Here is a 16,881-nt window from a genome sequence, read left to right as displayed (position 1 = left end):
CCTCCCCAAACCCCCACCCCCTCCACCACCCCCCCCCCCCCCCCCCCAACCCCCCCCCCCCCCCCCCCCCCCCCCCCCCCCACCCACCCCCCCCCCCCCCCCCCCCCCCCGGGCAGCGTGGCGACCGGGGCCGGTGTCAGGACCGGCAGCGCGGAGACAGGGACCGCCGAGGCGGAGACCGCGGAGGCAGGGTCCGGGGGGGGCTCAGCCCTCGGTGGCCGCGCCCCGGACGTCGGCGACGGTGACGTCGTGCTCGGGCACGGTCTCGCCGGAGCGGATCAGCTCGATACGGCCCATGACCTTGGCCCGCAGGTCGGTCGGCACGTCGTCATGGCCGCAGCACCGCTTGACCAGCTTCTTCACGGCCTGCTCGAGGCCGTACTTCTCCAGGCACGGGGAGCACTCCTCGAAGTGGACCTCGAACTTGGTGCAGTCGGCATCCGGCATCTCCCGGTCGAGGAACTCGTAGAGATGATCGAGTACTTCACTGCAGTCCGTCTCGTGCGGCTCTCCGCAGCTCATGAGCCCGAGCCTTTCGTTCCGTCCGACTCCCCGGCGCCCGCCGGGACCAGGCCGCGGTCCTTCGCGTAGTCCTCGAGCATGCCGCGCAGCTGGCGGCGGCCCCGGTGCAGCCGGGACATCACCGTACCGATGGGTGTCCCCATGATGTCCGCGATCTCCTTGTACGCAAAGCCCTCTACGTCAGCGAGATAGACGGCGATGCGGAATTCCTCGGGGATCGCCTGCAGCGCGGACTTGACGTCCGAGTCGGGCAGGTGATCGAGCGCCTGCGACTCGGCGGAGCGCAGACCGGTCGACATGTGCGACTCGGCGCGCGCGAGCTGCCAGTCCTCGATCTCCTCGGCGGCGGACCGCTGGGGCTCGCGCTGCTTCTTGCGGTACGAGTTGATGAAGGTGTTGGTGAGGATCCTGTACAGCCACGCCTTGAGGTTGGTGCCCTCACGGAACTGGTGGAAGGACGCGTACGCCTTCGCGTACGTCTCCTGCACCAGGTCCTCGGCGTCGGCCGGGTTCCGCGTCATGCGCAGCGCGGCCGAGTACATCTGGTCGAGGAACTCCAGCGCGTCCCGCTCGAAGCGCGCACTGCGCTCGGCGGCCGACTCGCCGCTGCCCGGGCCCTCGGGCTGCTCCGCCTGGCCGTTTTCGGTCCCTGCGTCGGTCCCTGTGACCGGACCCACCTCCTCCAGAGTCTGGGCAGGACCGAAACCGGTCCCACCAGAATCGGAGGATAGACGACGATCCGGCCCGGCCGCCGCCCGAATAGGGGTGGTCTTTGCCGCATGCAGAACCGACCACTCCAGGTCAGCGCTGCTGCTACGGCTCGGGCAGATGGTCGAACCCATGCGGCGGACTTCCTCTCATGCGACTTCTCACAGCACTCGTCGTGCCGTCTGATCCGCACAACAGTGGCCCGGGGCTCAGCATTCCCGGGGGTCACCCGAGTGAGGAGGTCCACTCGTCACCCGAGTGACGAGGTCCATTTCAGTACGCCATCGGTGATGACCTTCAGGGCCTGGTCCTGATCAAGAGGCGCACGTTTCGGCACGGCGAAGCCATGATCGCCGTACGGCACCTCGACCATCTCGTACGCGCCCCCCGGGAACTCCTCCGGCCTGCCGAACGGGTCGTTGCCGCCCTGGACGACCAGCGTGGGCACCCCGGCTCCGAGCAGTTCGTCGGCGCGGGACTTCTCCGGCCTGCCCGGCGGGTGAAGGGGGAAGCTGAGCGCGAGGACGGCGTGGGCGCCGAGTTCGGTGGCCGTGCGGCAGGCCACGCGGGCTCCGGCGCTGCGCCCGCCCGCGATCACGGGCAGCCCGGGCTTCACGAGGAGAGGCCAGAGGCCCCGCCATCCCGCGTCCAGCGTCTTCGGCGCGGGCGCGAGCTTCTTGCCCGCCACCCGCCAGGGCTGTTCGACCAGGGCCACGCTCACACCGTGCGCGGGCAGCTCGGCGGCGAGCGCCCGGAGATCGCGCGCCTCGATCCCGCCGCCGGCGCCATGGCTGACGGCCAGCACCAGCCGCGCCTTCCTCGCCCGGTGCCAGGTGACTCGGGCCGCACCCGCGTCGGTGTCGATGGTCTCGATGATCTCCGTCACATGATCCGTCACGTCAGAAGAGTGTGCCCTCTTCGGGCCCTTCCAGCTCCTTCAGCAGCTCCGGCCCGTTGTTGCGGACGTTGCTCACCGCGGTGGAGACGGGGTAGGCCCGCATCAGCCCCTCCGGTGGCGGCGCGAGCAGGGAGCGCAGGTCCTCGACGTCCGTACGGGACGGGTCGAGCCAGGAGTCCCAGCGGTCCGGGGTGAGCATGAGCGGCATACGCGGGTGGATGTCTGCCAGCGCGCGCGGCCCCTCCTCCGGGCCGCCGGCGAGCGGCGAGGTCTCCGCCTCCGTGGTGATGACGGAGCACGTCACCCACCAGGCCCGCGGATGGTCGTCGGGCAGCGTCTTGTCCCGCCAGAACTCGTACAGCCCGGCCATCGCGAAGACGGACCCGTCGGCGGGCAGCACGAAGTACGGCTGCTTGCGCGGCCGCTTCTTCTTGCCCTCGACCTCCAGATCGCGCTCGCCGGAACCGGTCACCCACTCGTAATAGCCGTCGGCGGGGATGATGCAGCGCCGGGTGGCGAAGGCCCGCCGGTACGAGGGCTTCTCGTGGACGGTCTCGGCCCGGGCGTTGATCATCCGGGCGCCGCCCTCGGGGGTCTTCGACCAGGACGGGACGAGGCCCCACTTGAGCGTGCGCAGCTGCCGAACCGGCTTCGGGTCCTCCGCGTCCTTAAGAGGACGGTCCAGGACCGCGTAGACCTCTTTGGTGGGAGCCACGTTGTAGTCGGGGGCCAGAGCCTCCTCCGGCTCCCACTTCTCGATCTCAAAGATTCCTGCGAGATCCTCGGGCCTACGACTAGCTGCATACCGTCCGCACATACGTGCAACACTGCCAGATTCCGAGCCAGCCAGAGGAGCCCTCACCCACAATGGACAGCATCGCCGCCACCTCGCTGGCCACCCTCTGGGACGAGGTATTCGGGAGCCAGCCCGACCCGGACACCTGGGTGGTCATAGCCACGATGGTCGCGGCACTGGCCGTGATCGTCCCGCACAACATCTGGCGGCTCTCGCGCAACGCCATCACCATCGCGCACGAGGGCGGCCACGGTCTGGTCGCGCTGCTCACGGGCCGCAGCCTCAGCGGTATCCGGCTGCACTCCGACACCAGCGGCCTCACCGTCAGCCGCGGCAAGCCGACCGGTCTCGGCATGATCCTCACGGCGGCCTCGGGCTACACCGCTCCCCCGCTGCTCGGCCTCGGCGGCGCCGCGCTGCTGGCCGCGGGCCACATCACCGCCCTGCTGTGGCTGGCCACCCTGCTCCTGGTGGTGATGCTGGTGATGATCCGCAACGCGTACGGCGCCCTCACGGTCCTCCTCACCGGCGGCACGTTCGTGGTGGTCTCCTGGCTGGCCGGCCCCCAGGTGCAGGCCGCCTTCGCCTACGCCGTCGTCTGGTTCCTCCTCCTCGGCGGCGTCCGACCTGCCTTCGAGCTCCAGATGAAGCGCAGCCGCGGCGGCGCCGGCGACTCGGACGCCGACCAGCTCTCCCGCCTGACCCACGTCCCGGCAGGCCTGTGGCTGTTCCTGTTCCACACGGTGTCCCTGTGCTCACTGATGGGCGGGGGCAGGTGGCTGCTGGGGTTGTGAGGCGCTGACTGCTGAGGCTGCGGGGCGGCGGCTTCTGTGGGCGGCGGGGCGCCCGATGGGGCGCAGCCCATTTAGGGGCGCGGGGCTGTGTCGATATGCGGCTCCGCCGCGTGGGCGCGACCAGCCACACACGACCCGCAGCCGCCCAACCACACGAACCCCCGAGGCCTCAGGCGCACCCCACGGAGTGGTTTCGCCCCTTTCGATCAAGATCTCCGCAAGTGGCAAACCATTAAAGTGAGGGCATGCCCGTTAACGCCGCACACACCGCCCTCTGGCCCGCCCCCCACGCAAGCGGAGCCGTCGACGCGACGGTCCACGTGCCCGGGTCCAAGTCGGTCACCAACCGCGCCCTCGTCCTCGCCGCCCTCGCGGCGGAGCCCGGCTGGCTGCGCCGTCCCCTCCGCTCCCGCGACACGCTCCTGATGGCAGGCGCCCTGCGTGCGATGGGCGTGGGCATCGAGGAGGGCGTGGGTCCCGACGGCTCCGGCGAGGCCTGGCGTGTCATCCCCTCGGGTCTGCAGGGCCCGGCCACGGTCGACGTGGGCAACGCCGGCACGGTGATGCGCTTCCTGCCCCCGGTCGCCGCCCTCGCCGACGGCCCCATCCGGTTCGACGGCGACCCGCGTTCGTACGAGCGCCCCCTGCACGGAGTGATCGACGCGCTGCGCGCCCTCGGCGCCCGTATCGACGACGACAGCCGCGGCGCGCTGCCGCTGACCGTGCACGGCTCCGGGGCGCTGGAGGGCGGTCCGGTGGAGATCGACGCGTCCTCGTCGTCCCAGTTCGTGTCGGCGCTTCTGCTGTCCGGCCCGCGCTTCAACCAGGGCGTGGAGGTACGGCACACCGGCTCCAGGCTCCCCTCCATGCCGCACATCCGGATGACCGTCGACATGCTGCGCTCGATCGGCGCCCAGGTGGACACCCCGGAGTCGGGCGGCGAGCCGAACGTCTGGCGGGTCACGCCGGGCGCGCTCCTCGGCCGCGACCTGACGGTCGAGCCGGATCTGTCGAACGCCCAGCCGTTCCTGGCGTCCGCCCTGGTCACCGGCGGCCGGGTCGTCATCCCCGACTGGCCGCTCCGCACCACCCAGCCTGGTGACAGGCTGCGTGAGATCTTCACCGAGATGGGCGGTTCCTGCGAACTGACCGACCGGGGCCTGGAGTTCACCGGCTCCGGCTCGATCCACGGCATCGACGTGGACCTGGGCGAGGTCGGCGAGCTGACCCCGGGCATCGCGGCGGTCGCGGCCCTCGCCGACTCCCCCTCCACCCTCCGCGGCGTGGCCCATCTGCGCCTGCACGAGACGGACCGGCTGGCCGCACTCACCAAGGAGATCAACGAGCTCGGCGGCGACGTCACCGAGACCGCCGACGGCCTCCACATCCGCCCGCGCCCGCTGCACGGCGGGATCTTCCACACGTACGACGACCACCGCATGGCCACCGCGGGCGCGATCATCGGCCTCGCGGTCGACGACGTACGGATCGAGAACGTGGCGACGACGGCGAAGACCCTGCCGGACTTCCCCGATCTGTGGACCGGAATGCTCGGGAACTGACGGGCGGACCGGGATCATGCGCCGTTACGGCAAGCACACCGACGAGGACGACATCCGCCAGCGCCCGAACCGCAAGGGCAACCGGCCTCGTACGAACATCCGCCCCAAGCACGAGGAGGCGGTCGAGGGCATGGTCGTCACCGTCGACCGGGGCCGTCTGACCTGCCTGGTGGACGACCGGGTCGTCATGGCGATGAAGGCCCGCGAACTGGGCCGCAAGGCCGCGGTCGTCGGCGACCGCGTGGCCATCGTCGGCGACCTGTCCGGTGAGAAGGACACCCTGGCCCGCATCGTCCGCATCGAGCCGCGCACCTCCGTGCTGCGCCGCACGGCCGACGACGACGATCCGTACGAGCGTGTGGTCGTCGCCAACGCCGACCAGCTGGCCATCGTCACGGCCCTGGCCGATCCCGAGCCCCGCCCGCGCCTCATCGACCGCTGCCTGGTGGCGGCGTACGACGGCGGCCTGGACCCCCTGCTGGTCCTGACGAAGTCGGACCTGGCCCCGCCCGACGAACTCCTGGAGATGTACGGGGCGTTGGGCGTCCCGTACGTCGTGACGAGCCGTCAGGAACTGGAGAGCGGCGAGGCGCTGGACCGCGTGCACAAGCAGCTGGACGGCAAGATCACGGCGTTCGTCGGACACTCGGGCGTCGGCAAGACCACGCTGGTCAACGCGCTCGTGTCGCGGGAGCGGCGGCGCTCCACGGGCGTGGTCAACGCGGTCACCGGCCGCGGCCGGCACACCACGACGTCGGCGCGGGCGATCCCCCTGCCCGACAACGACGGCTGGGTCGTCGACACGCCGGGCGTACGGTCCTTCGGTCTGCACCATGTGGACCCGTCCCGGGTCATCAAGGCGTTCCCGGATCTGGAGCCCGGCACCGAGGGCTGTCCGCGCGCGTGCAGCCACGACGAACCGGACTGCGCACTGGACGCGTGGGTGGCCGAGGGGCACGCGGATCCGGCCCGCCTCTACTCGCTCCGTCGGCTGCTCTCCACGCGCGAGCGGCGCGAGGGGGACTGATCTCCGGCCGAACTCCAACCGATCTCCGCTTGACCTCAGTGTTGTTTGCATCCCCGCTGCGACGGTAAAGGCATAATCGCACCAAGCGGGATGCAAGCGAGACGAAGCGGTCACGGAGCGTGGGAGGGCATCACATGGCGTGGCTGCTGGTCGTCGTGGCAGGGCTCCTGGAGACGGGTTTCGCCGTCTGCCTCAAGCTCTCCCACGGCTTCACGAGACTCTGGCCCACGGTGGCCTTCTGTATCTTCGCCCTGGGCAGCTTCGGCCTGCTCACCCTGTCCCTCAAGAAACTCGACGTGGGCCCCGCCTACGCGGTCTGGACAGGCATCGGCGCCGCCGGCACCGCCATCTACGGCATGATCTTCCTCGACGACCTGGTCTCGACCCTGAAGATCATCTCGATCTCCCTGGTGATCATAGGAGTCATCGGCCTACAGCTGTCGGGCTCGTCCCACTAGGACCACCGGCCGCCGCCCACCGGCCACCGATCACCGATCACCGATCACCGCGGTCTGTGCCCATCCACCGCGGTCGCGCTCAACTCACCGACCGCACAGTGGTCAGAGCGTCCCGGACCATCCCGGCCGTACCGCCCTCCCCGGCAGGGGCCAGCACGCACGACACCCCCAGCCGCACCACGAGCTCACAGGCCCGCGCCAACTCCGCGGCCTCGGACTTCGACGCGCCCGGCACGGTCAGCGACGCGACGGCCCGGTCCCGCACCAGCCCCACGAAGTCCCCCGGCGACGGCAACGGCCCGTCGGCCCTGCGCTGGGCGGGCACGGCCGACGAGGACGGCACCGCGGACAGGGTAGGAGAGGGCAGCCTCTCCGCCCAGCACCCGGTGAGCATCGCCCGCACCAGCGCGTTCCCCCGGGCCGCCGACACCGTCCACTCCGCCGCGGCGGCCAACCGCTCCCGGGGCTCCGAATGGCTCACCAGAGCCCGCTCGACCCCCGCGAGATACGCATCGGCCTCCCGCCGTACGAGCGCACGCGCGAGCCCCTCCTTGCTCCCGAACTCGTTGTAGAGGGTCTGCCGGGAAACCCCGGCCGCGGCGGCCACGTCGACCATCCGCACGGCGGACCACGGACGGCGTCCGAGCGCCGTGTAGGCGGCGTCCAATAGGGATTCCCGCGCTGCAGGCATCGTCGCCTCCCTGGGGCGATCGGCTCTGCGCCTCAGAGTTGACGCGCGCGGAGGCACTGTCAAGGGTTCGCGGCACGACCAGGGGGCGCCAAGCGCCGCCGAGGGGCGCGCGGCCGTGCCGGACCGCGGCTCGTCGCGGGGTGCGACCGGCCACAGCGGGGCGTGACCGGCGGCATCCGACCCGCACCTGTAACACAACCCCCGGTCTCCCCCCGTTCCCCGCGGAGCGACCCGGAAGATACGGTTCGCTCATGCCCGACTATCGCGATGACCTGCGCCTCGCCCATGTCCTGGCGGACGCCGCCGACGCCGCGACGATGGACCGGTTCAAGGCGCTCGACCTCAAGGTCGAGACCAAGCCGGACATGACCCCGGTGAGCGAGGCCGACAAGGCCGCCGAGGAGCTGATCCGCGGCCACCTCCAACGGGCACGGCCGCGGGACGCGATCCTCGGCGAGGAGTACGGCGTCGAGGGCACGGGCCCCCGCCGCTGGGTGATCGACCCGATCGACGGCACCAAGAACTACGTACGCGGCGTACCCGTCTGGGCCACGCTCATCGCGCTGATGGAGGCGAGCGAGGGCGGCTACCAGCCGGTCGTCGGCGTGGTCTCCGCGCCCGCGCTGAGCCGCCGCTGGTGGGCGGCGAAGGGCCACGGCGCGTTCACCGGCCGCAGTCTGTCGTCCGCGTCCCGGCTCAAGGTCTCCCAGGTCTCGCGCATGCGGGACGCGTCCTTCGCGTACTCCTCGCTGAGCGGCTGGGAGGAGCGCAGTCTGCTCGACGGCTTCCTCGACCTGACCCGCGAGGTGTGGCGCACGCGCGCGTACGGCGACTTCTGGCCGTACATGATGGTCGCCGAGGGCGCGGTCGACATCTGCGCGGAGCCCGAACTGTCGCTGTGGGACATGGCGGCGACCGCGATCATCGTGACCGAGGCGGGCGGCTCCTTCACGGGCCTCGACGGCCGCCCGGGCCCGCACAGCGGCAACGCGGCCGCGTCGAACGGCATCCTCCACGACGAGTTGCTGGGCTATCTGAACCAGCGCTACTGAGGCGCCCGGGGGCAGTTGAGGCACTGACGGGGGAGAAGGCGCCCCAAATATCGCCCGTACACGCCCTCTTGTTGACCGTCTCTTTAACTGCGACTCTGAGAGTCCCCCCACTTGTGAACTTGTGAATCCGTTAACTAACGGATTCGTAGGAGGTGGCTCCGTCCATGCTCGTCCGCGACGCCATGAGCACGGTGGTACTCACCATCGGACCCGCTCACACCCTCCGGCAGGCCGCCGCGCTGATGTCCGCACGCCGCGTGGGCGCGGCCGTGGTCCTCGACCCCGACGAAGGCGGGCTCGGCATCCTCACCGAGCGCGACATCCTCAACTCCGTAGGCCTGGGCCAGAGCCCTGACGCCGAGCGGGCTCACGCCCACACGACCACCGACGTGGTGTTCGCCGCCCCTACCTGGACGCTGGAGGAGGCGTCGCTGGCCATGACCCACGGCGGTTTCCGCCACCTCGTCGTCCTCGACCACGGCGAGCCGGTCGGCATCGTCTCGGTCCGCGACATCATCCGCTGCTGGGCACCACTGCGGCAGCACGCCCCGGCTTGAGCGCAGTTCTGCTTGAGCACGGCTCGAAATCTGAACGACCTGGAAGGCGAACGGGCCGGATCTCCGGTACGGGAGATCCGGCCCGCTCTTCTACGACAAGCGTTCCAGTGCTGGCGTCAGCCGCGCAGGGCCTGGACCGCGGCTTCCAGCCGCTTGCCGAAGTCTCCGTCGGCCTGACGGAAGTTGTCGATCGCGCGCTCGGCGATCTCGTCGCGCGAGACCTTGGCGATGAAGCCCGCGAGGTTGTCGATCAGACGGCCCTTCTCGCCCTCGGACATCAGGCGGTAGAGGTTGCCCGCCTGCACGAAGTCGTTGTCCTCGGAGTGGACCGGGGCCTCGTGGTTGCCGGTGCCGGCCGTGAAGTTCGCGGTCGCCTGCCACAGCGGCCGCTCGGTCTGGAACGGGCCGCCGAAGCTGTTCGGCTCGTAGTTCTTGGCACCCTTGTGGCGGCCGTCGTACAGGAAGCCGTCACGGGAGTGCGTACGCGCCTCGGTGGCGTGCGGACGGTTCACCGGCAGGTGGTCGGCGTTGACGCCGACGCGGTAGCGGTGGGCGTCGCCGTACGCGAACAGGCGGCCCTGGAGCATCTTGTCGGGCGAGGGTCCGATGCCCGGCACGAAGTGCGCGGGGCTGAAGACGGACTGCTCGACCTCGGCGAAGACGTTCTCCGGGTTGCGGTTGAGCTCCAGCCTGCCGATCTCGATCGGCGGGTAGTCCTCGTGCGGCCACACCTTGGTGAGGTCGAACGGATTGAAGCGGTACGTCGCCGCGTCGGCCGCCGGCATGATCTGCACCTGCACGGTCCAGGTCGGGAAGTCGCCGCGCTCGATCGACTCGCGCAGATCGCGCTGGTGCGAGTCGGGGTCGAGACCGGAGACGTTCACGGCCTCCTCGGTCGTCAGGTTCTTGATGCCCTGGTCGGTCTTGAAGTGGTACTTGACCCAGAAGACCTCGCCGGCCTCGTTGTTCCACTGGTAGGTGTGCGAGCCGTACCCGTTCATGTGGCGGTACGAGGCGGGGATGCCGCGGTCGCCGAAGAGCCAGGTCACCTGGTGGGTGCTCTCCGGGCTGAGCCCCCAGAAGTCCCAGACGTTGTCGGCCTCCTGGGAACCCGTGTACGGGTCGCGCTTCTGCGTGTGGATGAAGTCGGGGAACTTGATGGCGTCCTTGATGAAGAACACCGGGGTGTTGTTGCCGACGAGGTCGTAGTTGCCCTCCTCGGTGTAGAACTTCAGCGCCCAGCCGCGCGGGTCACGGACCGCGTCGGCCGAGCCGAGGTTGCCGGCCACGGTGGAGAAGCGCAGGAAGGTCTCGGTCCGCCTGCCGACCTCGGAGAGGAAGTGGGCGCGCGTGTACCGGCTGACATCGGCGGTGACCGTGAAGGTCCCGTAGGCGCCGGCGCCACGGGCGTGCACCACACGCTCCGGGATGCGCTCACGGTTGAAGTGGGCGAGCTTCTCCAGGAGGAGCTGGTCCTGGACGAGAACAGGGCCGCCGATGCCCGCGGTCTCGCTGTTCTGGTTGTCGGCAACCGGCGCACCGGCCTCCGTCGTAAGCGGTCCCTGCGTCACGTGCGCCTCCTGCGTCATTCCTTGCTGATCCTGGCTGTTCCTGTCCCTCAGCCAAGGCCGAACTCGATCCTACAATAGACAATGTCTAAGTCAAGGAATGCTCCAAAGTCACACCTGTTCGGAAACTGGGCCTCCCTGCTGCTAGGCTTGGTGGTATGAGCGACCTGTTGGAACGACTGCGCGGACGCGGATGGCGTATGACCGCGCAACGGCGCGTCGTGGCCGAGGTCCTCGACGGCGATCACGTCCACCTGACGGCCGACGAGGTCCACGCGAGGGCCGTGGCCAAGCTGCCCGAGATCTCCCGGGCGACCGTCTACAACACGCTGGGTGAGCTGGTCTCGCTCGGCGAGGTGCTGGAAGTCGCCACGGACAAGCGCGCGAAGCGGTACGACCCGAACGCGCACAGTCCGCACCACCACCTGGTCTGCGCCCAGTGCGGCGCGATCAAGGACGTCCACCCGGGCGGCAACCCGCTGGCGGACCTCCCCGACTCCGAGCGCTTCGGCTTCGCGGTCTCGGGCGTCGAGGTGACGTACCGAGGCGTCTGCCCGAACTGCGCGGCAGCCTGACCGCCCGCTCAACACTCCCCGAAGCCCCGGCCACGACTGACTTTGGCCGGGGCTTTCGACATCCCCGCCCCTGCCTCGCTCACCCTCCCGCCCCCGAACACACCGAAGGCCCGGAACCATTGGTTCCGGGCCTTCGGTCTTCAGTAGCGGGGACAGGATTTGAACCTGCGACCTCTGGGTTATGAGCCCAGCGAGCTACCGAGCTGCTCCACCCCGCGGCGATGACTGAACAGTACGTCACCGGCCCCGACCAGTGCAAATCAGTTCCCCGCGCCCGAATCCCCGGTTGTCGAACGCCGGGCACTGGACGCTTCGCGCCCGGGTCGGCACCTTCAGCCCGTCCGGCGTTTGAGGACGAGCGCGTCAGCGCGATACGGGGGTCTGGGGGCAGAGCCCCCAGGGACGGGACGGGTAAGGGCGGCGGGGGCGAAAACTCACCCCCGCCCCCTCACGCCGACAACTCCTGCCGCAACGCATCCCGCAACCGAGCCGCCCGCTCGGAAACCTCACCGGGCCCGAGCGACACGGCCCGATCGGCCCACCGCTGCCCCTCCGCCAGCTCCCCACGACGCGCGTAGACGAGGGCAAGCCGCAACGCCGCCCGCCCATGCCCCGCATCAGCGGCCCGAGTCCACCACAGCGCGGCCTCCGGCTCACTCCCCTCCCGGGCGAGCAACAGCCCAAGGTTGAACGCCCCGTTCCGAGACCCCGCCTCCGCGGCCTCCCGGTACCACCGAGCCGCATCCACGACATCCCCGCGCGCGGAGGCCAGCATCCCCACCCGCACCTGGGCCCGCCGATGCCCTTGGGAAGCGGCCCGCTCGTACCACTCCTCACACTCGCTCTTCTCGGTCGCAGGCTCTCCCAGCTCGTGCGCGGGCGCAGGCGGCCGCCGGGCGTCGAGCACGGTGGCCAGCCGATAGGCCGCCTCCGCGCTCCCCCCGCCCGCGGCACACCGAAGGTGCCGCTCGGCGGCCCGCTCGTCCCCGTCCCGAAGACGCGCGATCCCCACCTGCAGCGCGGCCTCGGTGTGCCCGGCGGCAGCGGCCCGCTCGTACCACCGCAGGGCCGCCTCGTCCTCGCCCCGCCCGGCGTGCAGGATCCCGAGGTTGAAAGCGGCGTCCACGCTCCCGGCCTCCGCGGCCTTGGAGAACCACGGCTCGGCCCCGGACGCGTCACCGACCTGCAGCAGCAGAATGGCCAGCGCGTTCGCCGCCTCCCGGTGTCCCGCGTACGCCGCACGCCGGTACCACTGCTCGGCCTGCGCGGTCCGCGCCTGCTCGGCGCAGAGCAGCCCGAGGTTGTACGCGCCGTTCACGTCGCCGGCGTCCATCGCGGCGCGGTACCACCGCTCGGCGGTCTGGGTCTCACCCCGCTCGGCGTGCAGCGCGCCCAGCGCGTTGGCGGCGTTCCCGTCGCCGTCCTGGGCGGCCCGCAGCCACCACACGGCGGCGCTCTCGGTGTCGCCCGCGTCCCGCAGCAGGAACCCGAGCGCGCAGGCGGCCCGCGCCTCGCCGTCCTTGGCGGAGGTCAGATACCAGCGCCCGGCCTCCTTGAGCTCCCCGCGCCTCTCCAGGATCGCTCCGAGGTGCAGCGCGGCACGCCGGTGACCGCGCGCGGCCGCCTGCCGGTACCACTGCTCGGCCTGCGCGGCGACGGTCGCCGCGACACCGTTGTCGCCCTCGTCCTCGCCCGCCTGCACGGCCTTGCGGTCCAGCGTCCGCGCGAGCCGGTACGCCGCCTCGCGGTGCCCCCGCTCGGCGGCCGCCCGCATCCAGTCCCCGGCACCGGCGTCGCCGCGGTGCTCCAGGAGATCTGCCAGCGCGTACGCGCCGAGGGCGTGGCCCTGCTCGGCGGACTGGCGCAGCCAGTACTCGGCGGCGGGCTCGTCCCCGCGCTCGCGGTGGTGGCGGCCCAGCGCGTGCGCGGCGGCCGCGGATCCGGCGACGGCGGCGATCCGCCACCAGCCGGCCGCCTCCTCGGCGTATCCGCGCTGGTGCAGGAGGACACCCAGGTTGTTGGCGGCGGCCCGGTCACCGGCCGCCGTGGCAGCGCGCAGCTGAGGCTCGGCCCCGTCGAGATCACCGCGGCGGAGCAGCATGGCTCCGAGAACGCTCATCGCCTCGACGTCGCCCGCCTCCGCGGCGAGTCGTCGACGAGCCTCCTCCGCAGCCTCGCCGGTCTCGTCCCGGTCGGAAGGCTGCACAAACCGCCCTGTCTCCAACAGAGTTGCCTTGTCCCCCATAACGTCCATCGTCGCACCACCTGCAACCTGGGTACACCTGGTATACCGCAGCCAGTGAGGTCACTTCAGCGTTTTGTCGACATGCCCACAGAGAGACAAGTGAAACACAGATTTCCCAACTCCAGGCGGATGGCGCAGCCTTCGCCGCAGCAGCACTGATGAGCGATGAGCACACGCACGCGATCCCGCACGGTCCGCACACACAGAAGGACCCGGATCCTTTGAGGATCCGGGTCCTTCTACTTCAGTAGCGGGGACAGGATTTGAACCTGCGACCTCTGGGTTATGAGCCCAGCGAGCTACCGAGCTGCTCCACCCCGCGCCGTTGTGTTGCAACCGTACCACGGCGCGGGGTGGGACTGCTCAACTGCCCTGGTCACCGTCCTGTTGACCGCTCTCTTCCTTGTTGGCGTCGCTGTTGGCACCACTGGCAGAGCTGGCCTTCTGCTCGGCCTCGGAGGCGCGCTGGAGCGCGTCCTGAAGGTCCTCCTGGGCCTTGCCGTACGCCTCCCAGTCGCCCTTCTTGAGCGCTTCCTCGCCGGCCGTGTAGGCCTCCTCGGCGTCGGCGATGGCCTTCGCCAGGTCGGAGTCGCCCGTCGTCGGTGGCGTCGGGGTCTCACCGTCCTTGGGTGGTGGCTCGGTGGTGTCCTCGCCGTCCACTCCGAAGACCGTGTTCAGCCCTTCGGCGAGGGTGTCCTTGAAGACGGTCTGGTCTCCGTAGGCGACGCCCACCTTCCTCAACAGCGGGTAGTTGGACGTACCGCCTCGCGCGTACACCGGCTCGATGTACAGGAACCCGCCGTTGAGTGGCACGGTCAGCAGGTTTCCGTACTCGATGTCGGAGTCCGTGCCTCTGAGGTTGCGGACGAACTCGGCGACGTCGGCGTTGCTGTTGAGCTCGCTCTGTACCTGTTGTGGACCTCTCACCGTGGAGGTCACTCTCAACAGCCTTATCGTGCCGTAGTCCTTGCTGGCCGCATCCGCGTCCACCGCCATGAACGCCCCCAGGTTCGGGCGCCCGTTGGGCGTGAAGGTCGTGGTCAGCGAGAACTGCTGTGCGTTCTGCCCCGGCATCTTCAGGCTCAGGTAGTACGGCGGGACCGCACTGCTGTCCTTGTTGGTCGGGTCGTCCGGCACCTGCCAGGCGTCACTGCCGCTGTAGAACTGGGCGGCGTCGGTGACGTGGTAGCGGGTGAGCAGCTCGCGCTGGACCTTGAACAGGTCCTGCGGGTAGCGCAGGTGCTCCATCAGCGAGTCGCTGATGTCGGCCTTCGGCTTCACCGTGTCGGGGAACGCCTTCATCCAGGTCTTGAGGACCGGGTCCTTGGTGTCCCACTGGTAGAGCTTGACCGAGCCGTCGTACGCGTCGACGGTCGCCTTCACCGAGTTGCGGATGTAGTTGACGCGGTTCTGCTGCGCCACCACCGCCCGCTGGTTGTCGGTCAGCGAGTCCGCCGTGGTGTCTCCCAGCGTCGTACGGGAGGCGTAGGGGTACCCGTTGGTCGTCGTGTAGGCGTCGACGATCCACTGGATCTTGCCGTCCACGATCGCCGGATAGGCGTCGCCGTCGATCGTCAGCCACGGGGCCACGGCCTCGACGCGCTCCTTGGGCGTGCGGTTGTAGAGGATCCGGGAACCCTCGCCGATCGCGCCCGAGTAGAACATCTGCGGCTCGCCGAACGCGACCGCGTACGCGGCGCGGTTGATCGGGTTGGCGAGGTTGACGCCGCTCTTGCCCTTGTAGCTGGTGGTCTTCTCGCCGTTCTCCTCGTAGTCGAGCTCCTTCTGCGGGCCGCCCACGATGGAGTACTGCTCGGTCTTCTCCCCGTAGTAGATCCGCTGCTCGTACTTGCCGAGGTCACCGGTGGTCGGCAGCCCCGACTCGGAGAAGTCCGGGGAGCCCGGCGGATCGGAACCGGTCGCCGTGCCCCTGGCCGCGACCGCGCCGTAGCCGTGGGTGTAGGTGAAGTGGTCGTTGATCCAGTTGCTCTTCGGGATGCCGTTCAGGTTCAGCTCGCGCAGACCGATGACGGTGTCCTGCTCCTTGCCGTCGGCGTCCGTGTACCGGTCGACATCGAGCGTGGAGGGGAACTGGTAGTACTTGCGCTCCTGCTGGAGCTGCTGGAAGGCCGGCGAGACGACGTTCGGGTCGATCAGCCGGTAGCTGGCGGCCGAGTCGGCGTCCTTGCGGATCTGCTCGGCGTTCTCGGTGCCGCCCTTGCCGGAGTAGTCCGTCACCTTGGCGTCGTCGATGCCGTAGGCCTCGCGCGTCGCCTTGATGTTCTTGTCGACGTACGGCGCTTCCTTGGCCTGCTCGTTCGGCTGGACCTGGAACTTCTGGACGATCGCCGGATACAGACCGCCGATCAGGATCGCCGAGAGCACCATCAGACCGAAGCCGATGACGGGCAACTGCCAGGTGCGCCGCCACAGGGTGGCGAAGAACAGCAGGGCGCAGATGACGGCGATGCAGAACAGGATCGTCTTGGCGGGCAGATACGCGTTCGCGTCGACGTACCTCAGGCCCGTCCAGTTGTCCGTCGCCTTGAAGTCACTGGACTTCACCGCGAGGCCGTACCGGTCGAGCCAGTACGCGACCGCCTTCAGGGCGACGAAGAGGCCGAGCAGCACCGAGAGATGCCCGGTGGCCGCGGCCGTGGCGCGCGCTCCGGGGCTGGTGATGCGCAGCCCGCCGTACAGGTAGTGGGTCAGCGCTGCGGCGATCACCGAAAGGATCGCGGCAGCGAATCCGAAGCCCAGCAGGAAGCGGTACCAGGGCAGATCGAAGGCGTAGAAGGCGATGTCCAGGTGGAACTGGGGGTCCTTCTGGTTGAAGGGCACTCCGTTCACCCACAACAGCCACGTACGCCACTGGCCCGCCGCGGAGGCGCCCGCGATCAGCCCGACCAGGGCGGTGATCCCGAGAAGAATCCACTTCTTGTACGGGGCCACGCCCATCCGGTAGCGGTCGAGGTTCTGCTGCTCCATCGACATGGCGCTCAGTGGCGGCCGCAACCGGTGGGCCAGCCAGATGTTCACGCCGACGGCCGTGGCCATCAGCAGTCCGAAGACGAAGAACAGGCCGATCTTGGTCCACAGGGTGGTCGTGAAGACGGACGAATACTTGACCGACCGATACCAGAGCCAGTCCGTCCAGAACCCCGCGAACATGACGAACGCCATGGCCAGCACGGCCAGTACGCCCAGTGTCATGAGCAGGGTCCGGACGCGCCGGGACGGTCGGCCCACTCTGATCCGTGGCCCCGTCGGGCCTCCGCCGCGGTCCGGCATCTGGAAAGCCAAGGTGCGCACCTCGAAGTTCGCTGTTGGTATCTGGGGGCCCCGCAAACGCCGGGCCACATCTATGCAACTTACTGATGCTTTACTCGGTTCCCGCTTCGGGGGCCGAACGAGGCAGGATTGTGACC

General features: G+C 69.8%; 15 protein-coding genes and 2 tRNA genes. 7 read left to right on the top strand and 10 right to left on the bottom strand.

Annotated elements, in window-relative coordinates:
• Positions 1–204 precede the first annotated feature (204 nt).
• From rsrA to ACZ5VQ_RS06180, 4 genes are all read right to left on the bottom strand, one after another.
• The gene (gene rsrA / locus ACZ5VQ_RS06195; protein WP_269650356.1) at positions 205–522 is read right to left on the bottom strand and encodes a mycothiol system anti-sigma-R factor; all 318 of its coding nucleotides are present in this window, start codon (positions 520–522) and stop codon (positions 205–207) included.
• Positions 519–1,199, bottom strand: a complete 681-nt coding sequence (gene sigR / locus ACZ5VQ_RS06190) for an RNA polymerase sigma factor SigR (RefSeq protein ID WP_223064926.1) — start codon at positions 1,197–1,199, stop codon at positions 519–521. The genes rsrA and sigR overlap by 4 nt, the downstream gene beginning before the upstream one ends.
• Before the next feature lie 281 nt (positions 1,200–1,480).
• Positions 1,481–2,128, bottom strand: coding sequence for an alpha/beta hydrolase family protein (locus ACZ5VQ_RS06185; protein WP_469103886.1), 648 nt, complete (start codon positions 2,126–2,128; stop codon positions 1,481–1,483).
• A gap of 1 nt (position 2,129) precedes the next feature.
• Complete coding sequence (locus ACZ5VQ_RS06180; protein WP_469103885.1) at positions 2,130–2,945, bottom strand: SOS response-associated peptidase; 816 nt, start codon at positions 2,943–2,945, stop codon at positions 2,130–2,132.
• A 50-nt stretch (positions 2,946–2,995) separates the two neighbouring features.
• On the opposite strand from ACZ5VQ_RS06180, the gene ACZ5VQ_RS06175 reads away from it, so the two are divergent.
• The 4 genes from ACZ5VQ_RS06175 (at position 2,996) to ACZ5VQ_RS06160 (ending at position 6,765) form a co-directional block, all read left to right on the top strand.
• Positions 2,996–3,718 (top strand): M50 family metallopeptidase, encoded by a 723-nt coding sequence (locus ACZ5VQ_RS06175; protein ID WP_362087359.1) that lies wholly within the window; start codon positions 2,996–2,998, stop codon positions 3,716–3,718.
• A 245-nt stretch (positions 3,719–3,963) separates the two neighbouring features.
• Complete coding sequence (aroA, locus tag ACZ5VQ_RS06170; protein ID WP_469103884.1) at positions 3,964–5,280, top strand: 3-phosphoshikimate 1-carboxyvinyltransferase; 1,317 nt, start codon at positions 3,964–3,966, stop codon at positions 5,278–5,280.
• A 16-nt stretch (positions 5,281–5,296) separates the two neighbouring features.
• The gene (gene rsgA, locus ACZ5VQ_RS06165) at positions 5,297–6,307 is read left to right on the top strand and encodes a ribosome small subunit-dependent GTPase A (protein WP_055617011.1); all 1,011 of its coding nucleotides are present in this window, start codon (positions 5,297–5,299) and stop codon (positions 6,305–6,307) included.
• Between the two features lie 134 nt (positions 6,308–6,441).
• Positions 6,442–6,765 (top strand): DMT family transporter, encoded by a 324-nt coding sequence (locus tag ACZ5VQ_RS06160; protein ID WP_189837529.1) that lies wholly within the window; start codon positions 6,442–6,444, stop codon positions 6,763–6,765.
• Between the two features lie 79 nt (positions 6,766–6,844).
• On the opposite strand, the gene ACZ5VQ_RS06155 is transcribed toward ACZ5VQ_RS06160, so the two are convergent.
• Positions 6,845–7,456, bottom strand: a complete 612-nt coding sequence (locus tag ACZ5VQ_RS06155) for a TetR/AcrR family transcriptional regulator (protein WP_469103883.1) — start codon at positions 7,454–7,456, stop codon at positions 6,845–6,847.
• A 251-nt stretch (positions 7,457–7,707) separates the two neighbouring features.
• Between ACZ5VQ_RS06155 and hisN the strand changes: the two genes are divergently transcribed.
• Both hisN and ACZ5VQ_RS06145 read left to right on the top strand, forming a co-directional pair.
• Complete coding sequence (hisN, locus tag ACZ5VQ_RS06150) at positions 7,708–8,508, top strand: histidinol-phosphatase (protein ID WP_269650362.1); 801 nt, start codon at positions 7,708–7,710, stop codon at positions 8,506–8,508.
• A 164-nt stretch (positions 8,509–8,672) separates the two neighbouring features.
• Positions 8,673–9,065 carry a CBS domain-containing protein gene (locus tag ACZ5VQ_RS06145; protein WP_361072128.1) on the top strand — a complete coding sequence of 131 codons (393 nt, stop codon included), beginning with the start codon at positions 8,673–8,675 and terminating at the stop codon, positions 9,063–9,065.
• 116 nt (positions 9,066–9,181) lie between these two features.
• On the opposite strand, the gene ACZ5VQ_RS06140 is transcribed toward ACZ5VQ_RS06145, so the two are convergent.
• Positions 9,182–10,654 (bottom strand): catalase, encoded by a 1,473-nt coding sequence (locus tag ACZ5VQ_RS06140; RefSeq protein ID WP_469103882.1) that lies wholly within the window; start codon positions 10,652–10,654, stop codon positions 9,182–9,184.
• A 137-nt stretch (positions 10,655–10,791) separates the two neighbouring features.
• Between ACZ5VQ_RS06140 and ACZ5VQ_RS06135 the strand changes: the two genes are divergently transcribed.
• A complete protein-coding gene (locus tag ACZ5VQ_RS06135; RefSeq protein WP_143636461.1) occupies positions 10,792–11,208 on the top strand; it encodes a Fur family transcriptional regulator in 417 nt (138 codons plus the stop codon).
• Positions 11,209–11,352: 144 nt separating this feature from the next.
• Here ACZ5VQ_RS06135 and ACZ5VQ_RS06130 read toward each other — a convergent pair.
• From ACZ5VQ_RS06130 to ACZ5VQ_RS06115, 4 genes are all read right to left on the bottom strand, one after another.
• A tRNA-Met gene (locus ACZ5VQ_RS06130) sits at positions 11,353–11,426 on the bottom strand.
• A gap of 230 nt (positions 11,427–11,656) precedes the next feature.
• A complete protein-coding gene (locus ACZ5VQ_RS06125; RefSeq protein ID WP_469103881.1) occupies positions 11,657–13,462 on the bottom strand; it encodes a sel1 repeat family protein in 1,806 nt (601 codons plus the stop codon).
• 239 nt (positions 13,463–13,701) lie between these two features.
• A tRNA-Met gene (locus tag ACZ5VQ_RS06120) sits at positions 13,702–13,775 on the bottom strand.
• Positions 13,776–13,816: 41 nt separating this feature from the next.
• Positions 13,817–16,744 carry a UPF0182 family membrane protein gene (locus ACZ5VQ_RS06115; RefSeq protein WP_469104075.1) on the bottom strand — a complete coding sequence of 976 codons (2,928 nt, stop codon included), beginning with the start codon at positions 16,742–16,744 and terminating at the stop codon, positions 13,817–13,819.
• Positions 16,745–16,881: the final 137 nt, after the last annotated feature.

This window comes from Streptomyces sp. NPDC033178 (assembly GCF_055577685.1).
Note: the sequence above shows the minus strand (reverse complement) of the source record. Positions and strands in the feature narration are given on the sequence as shown.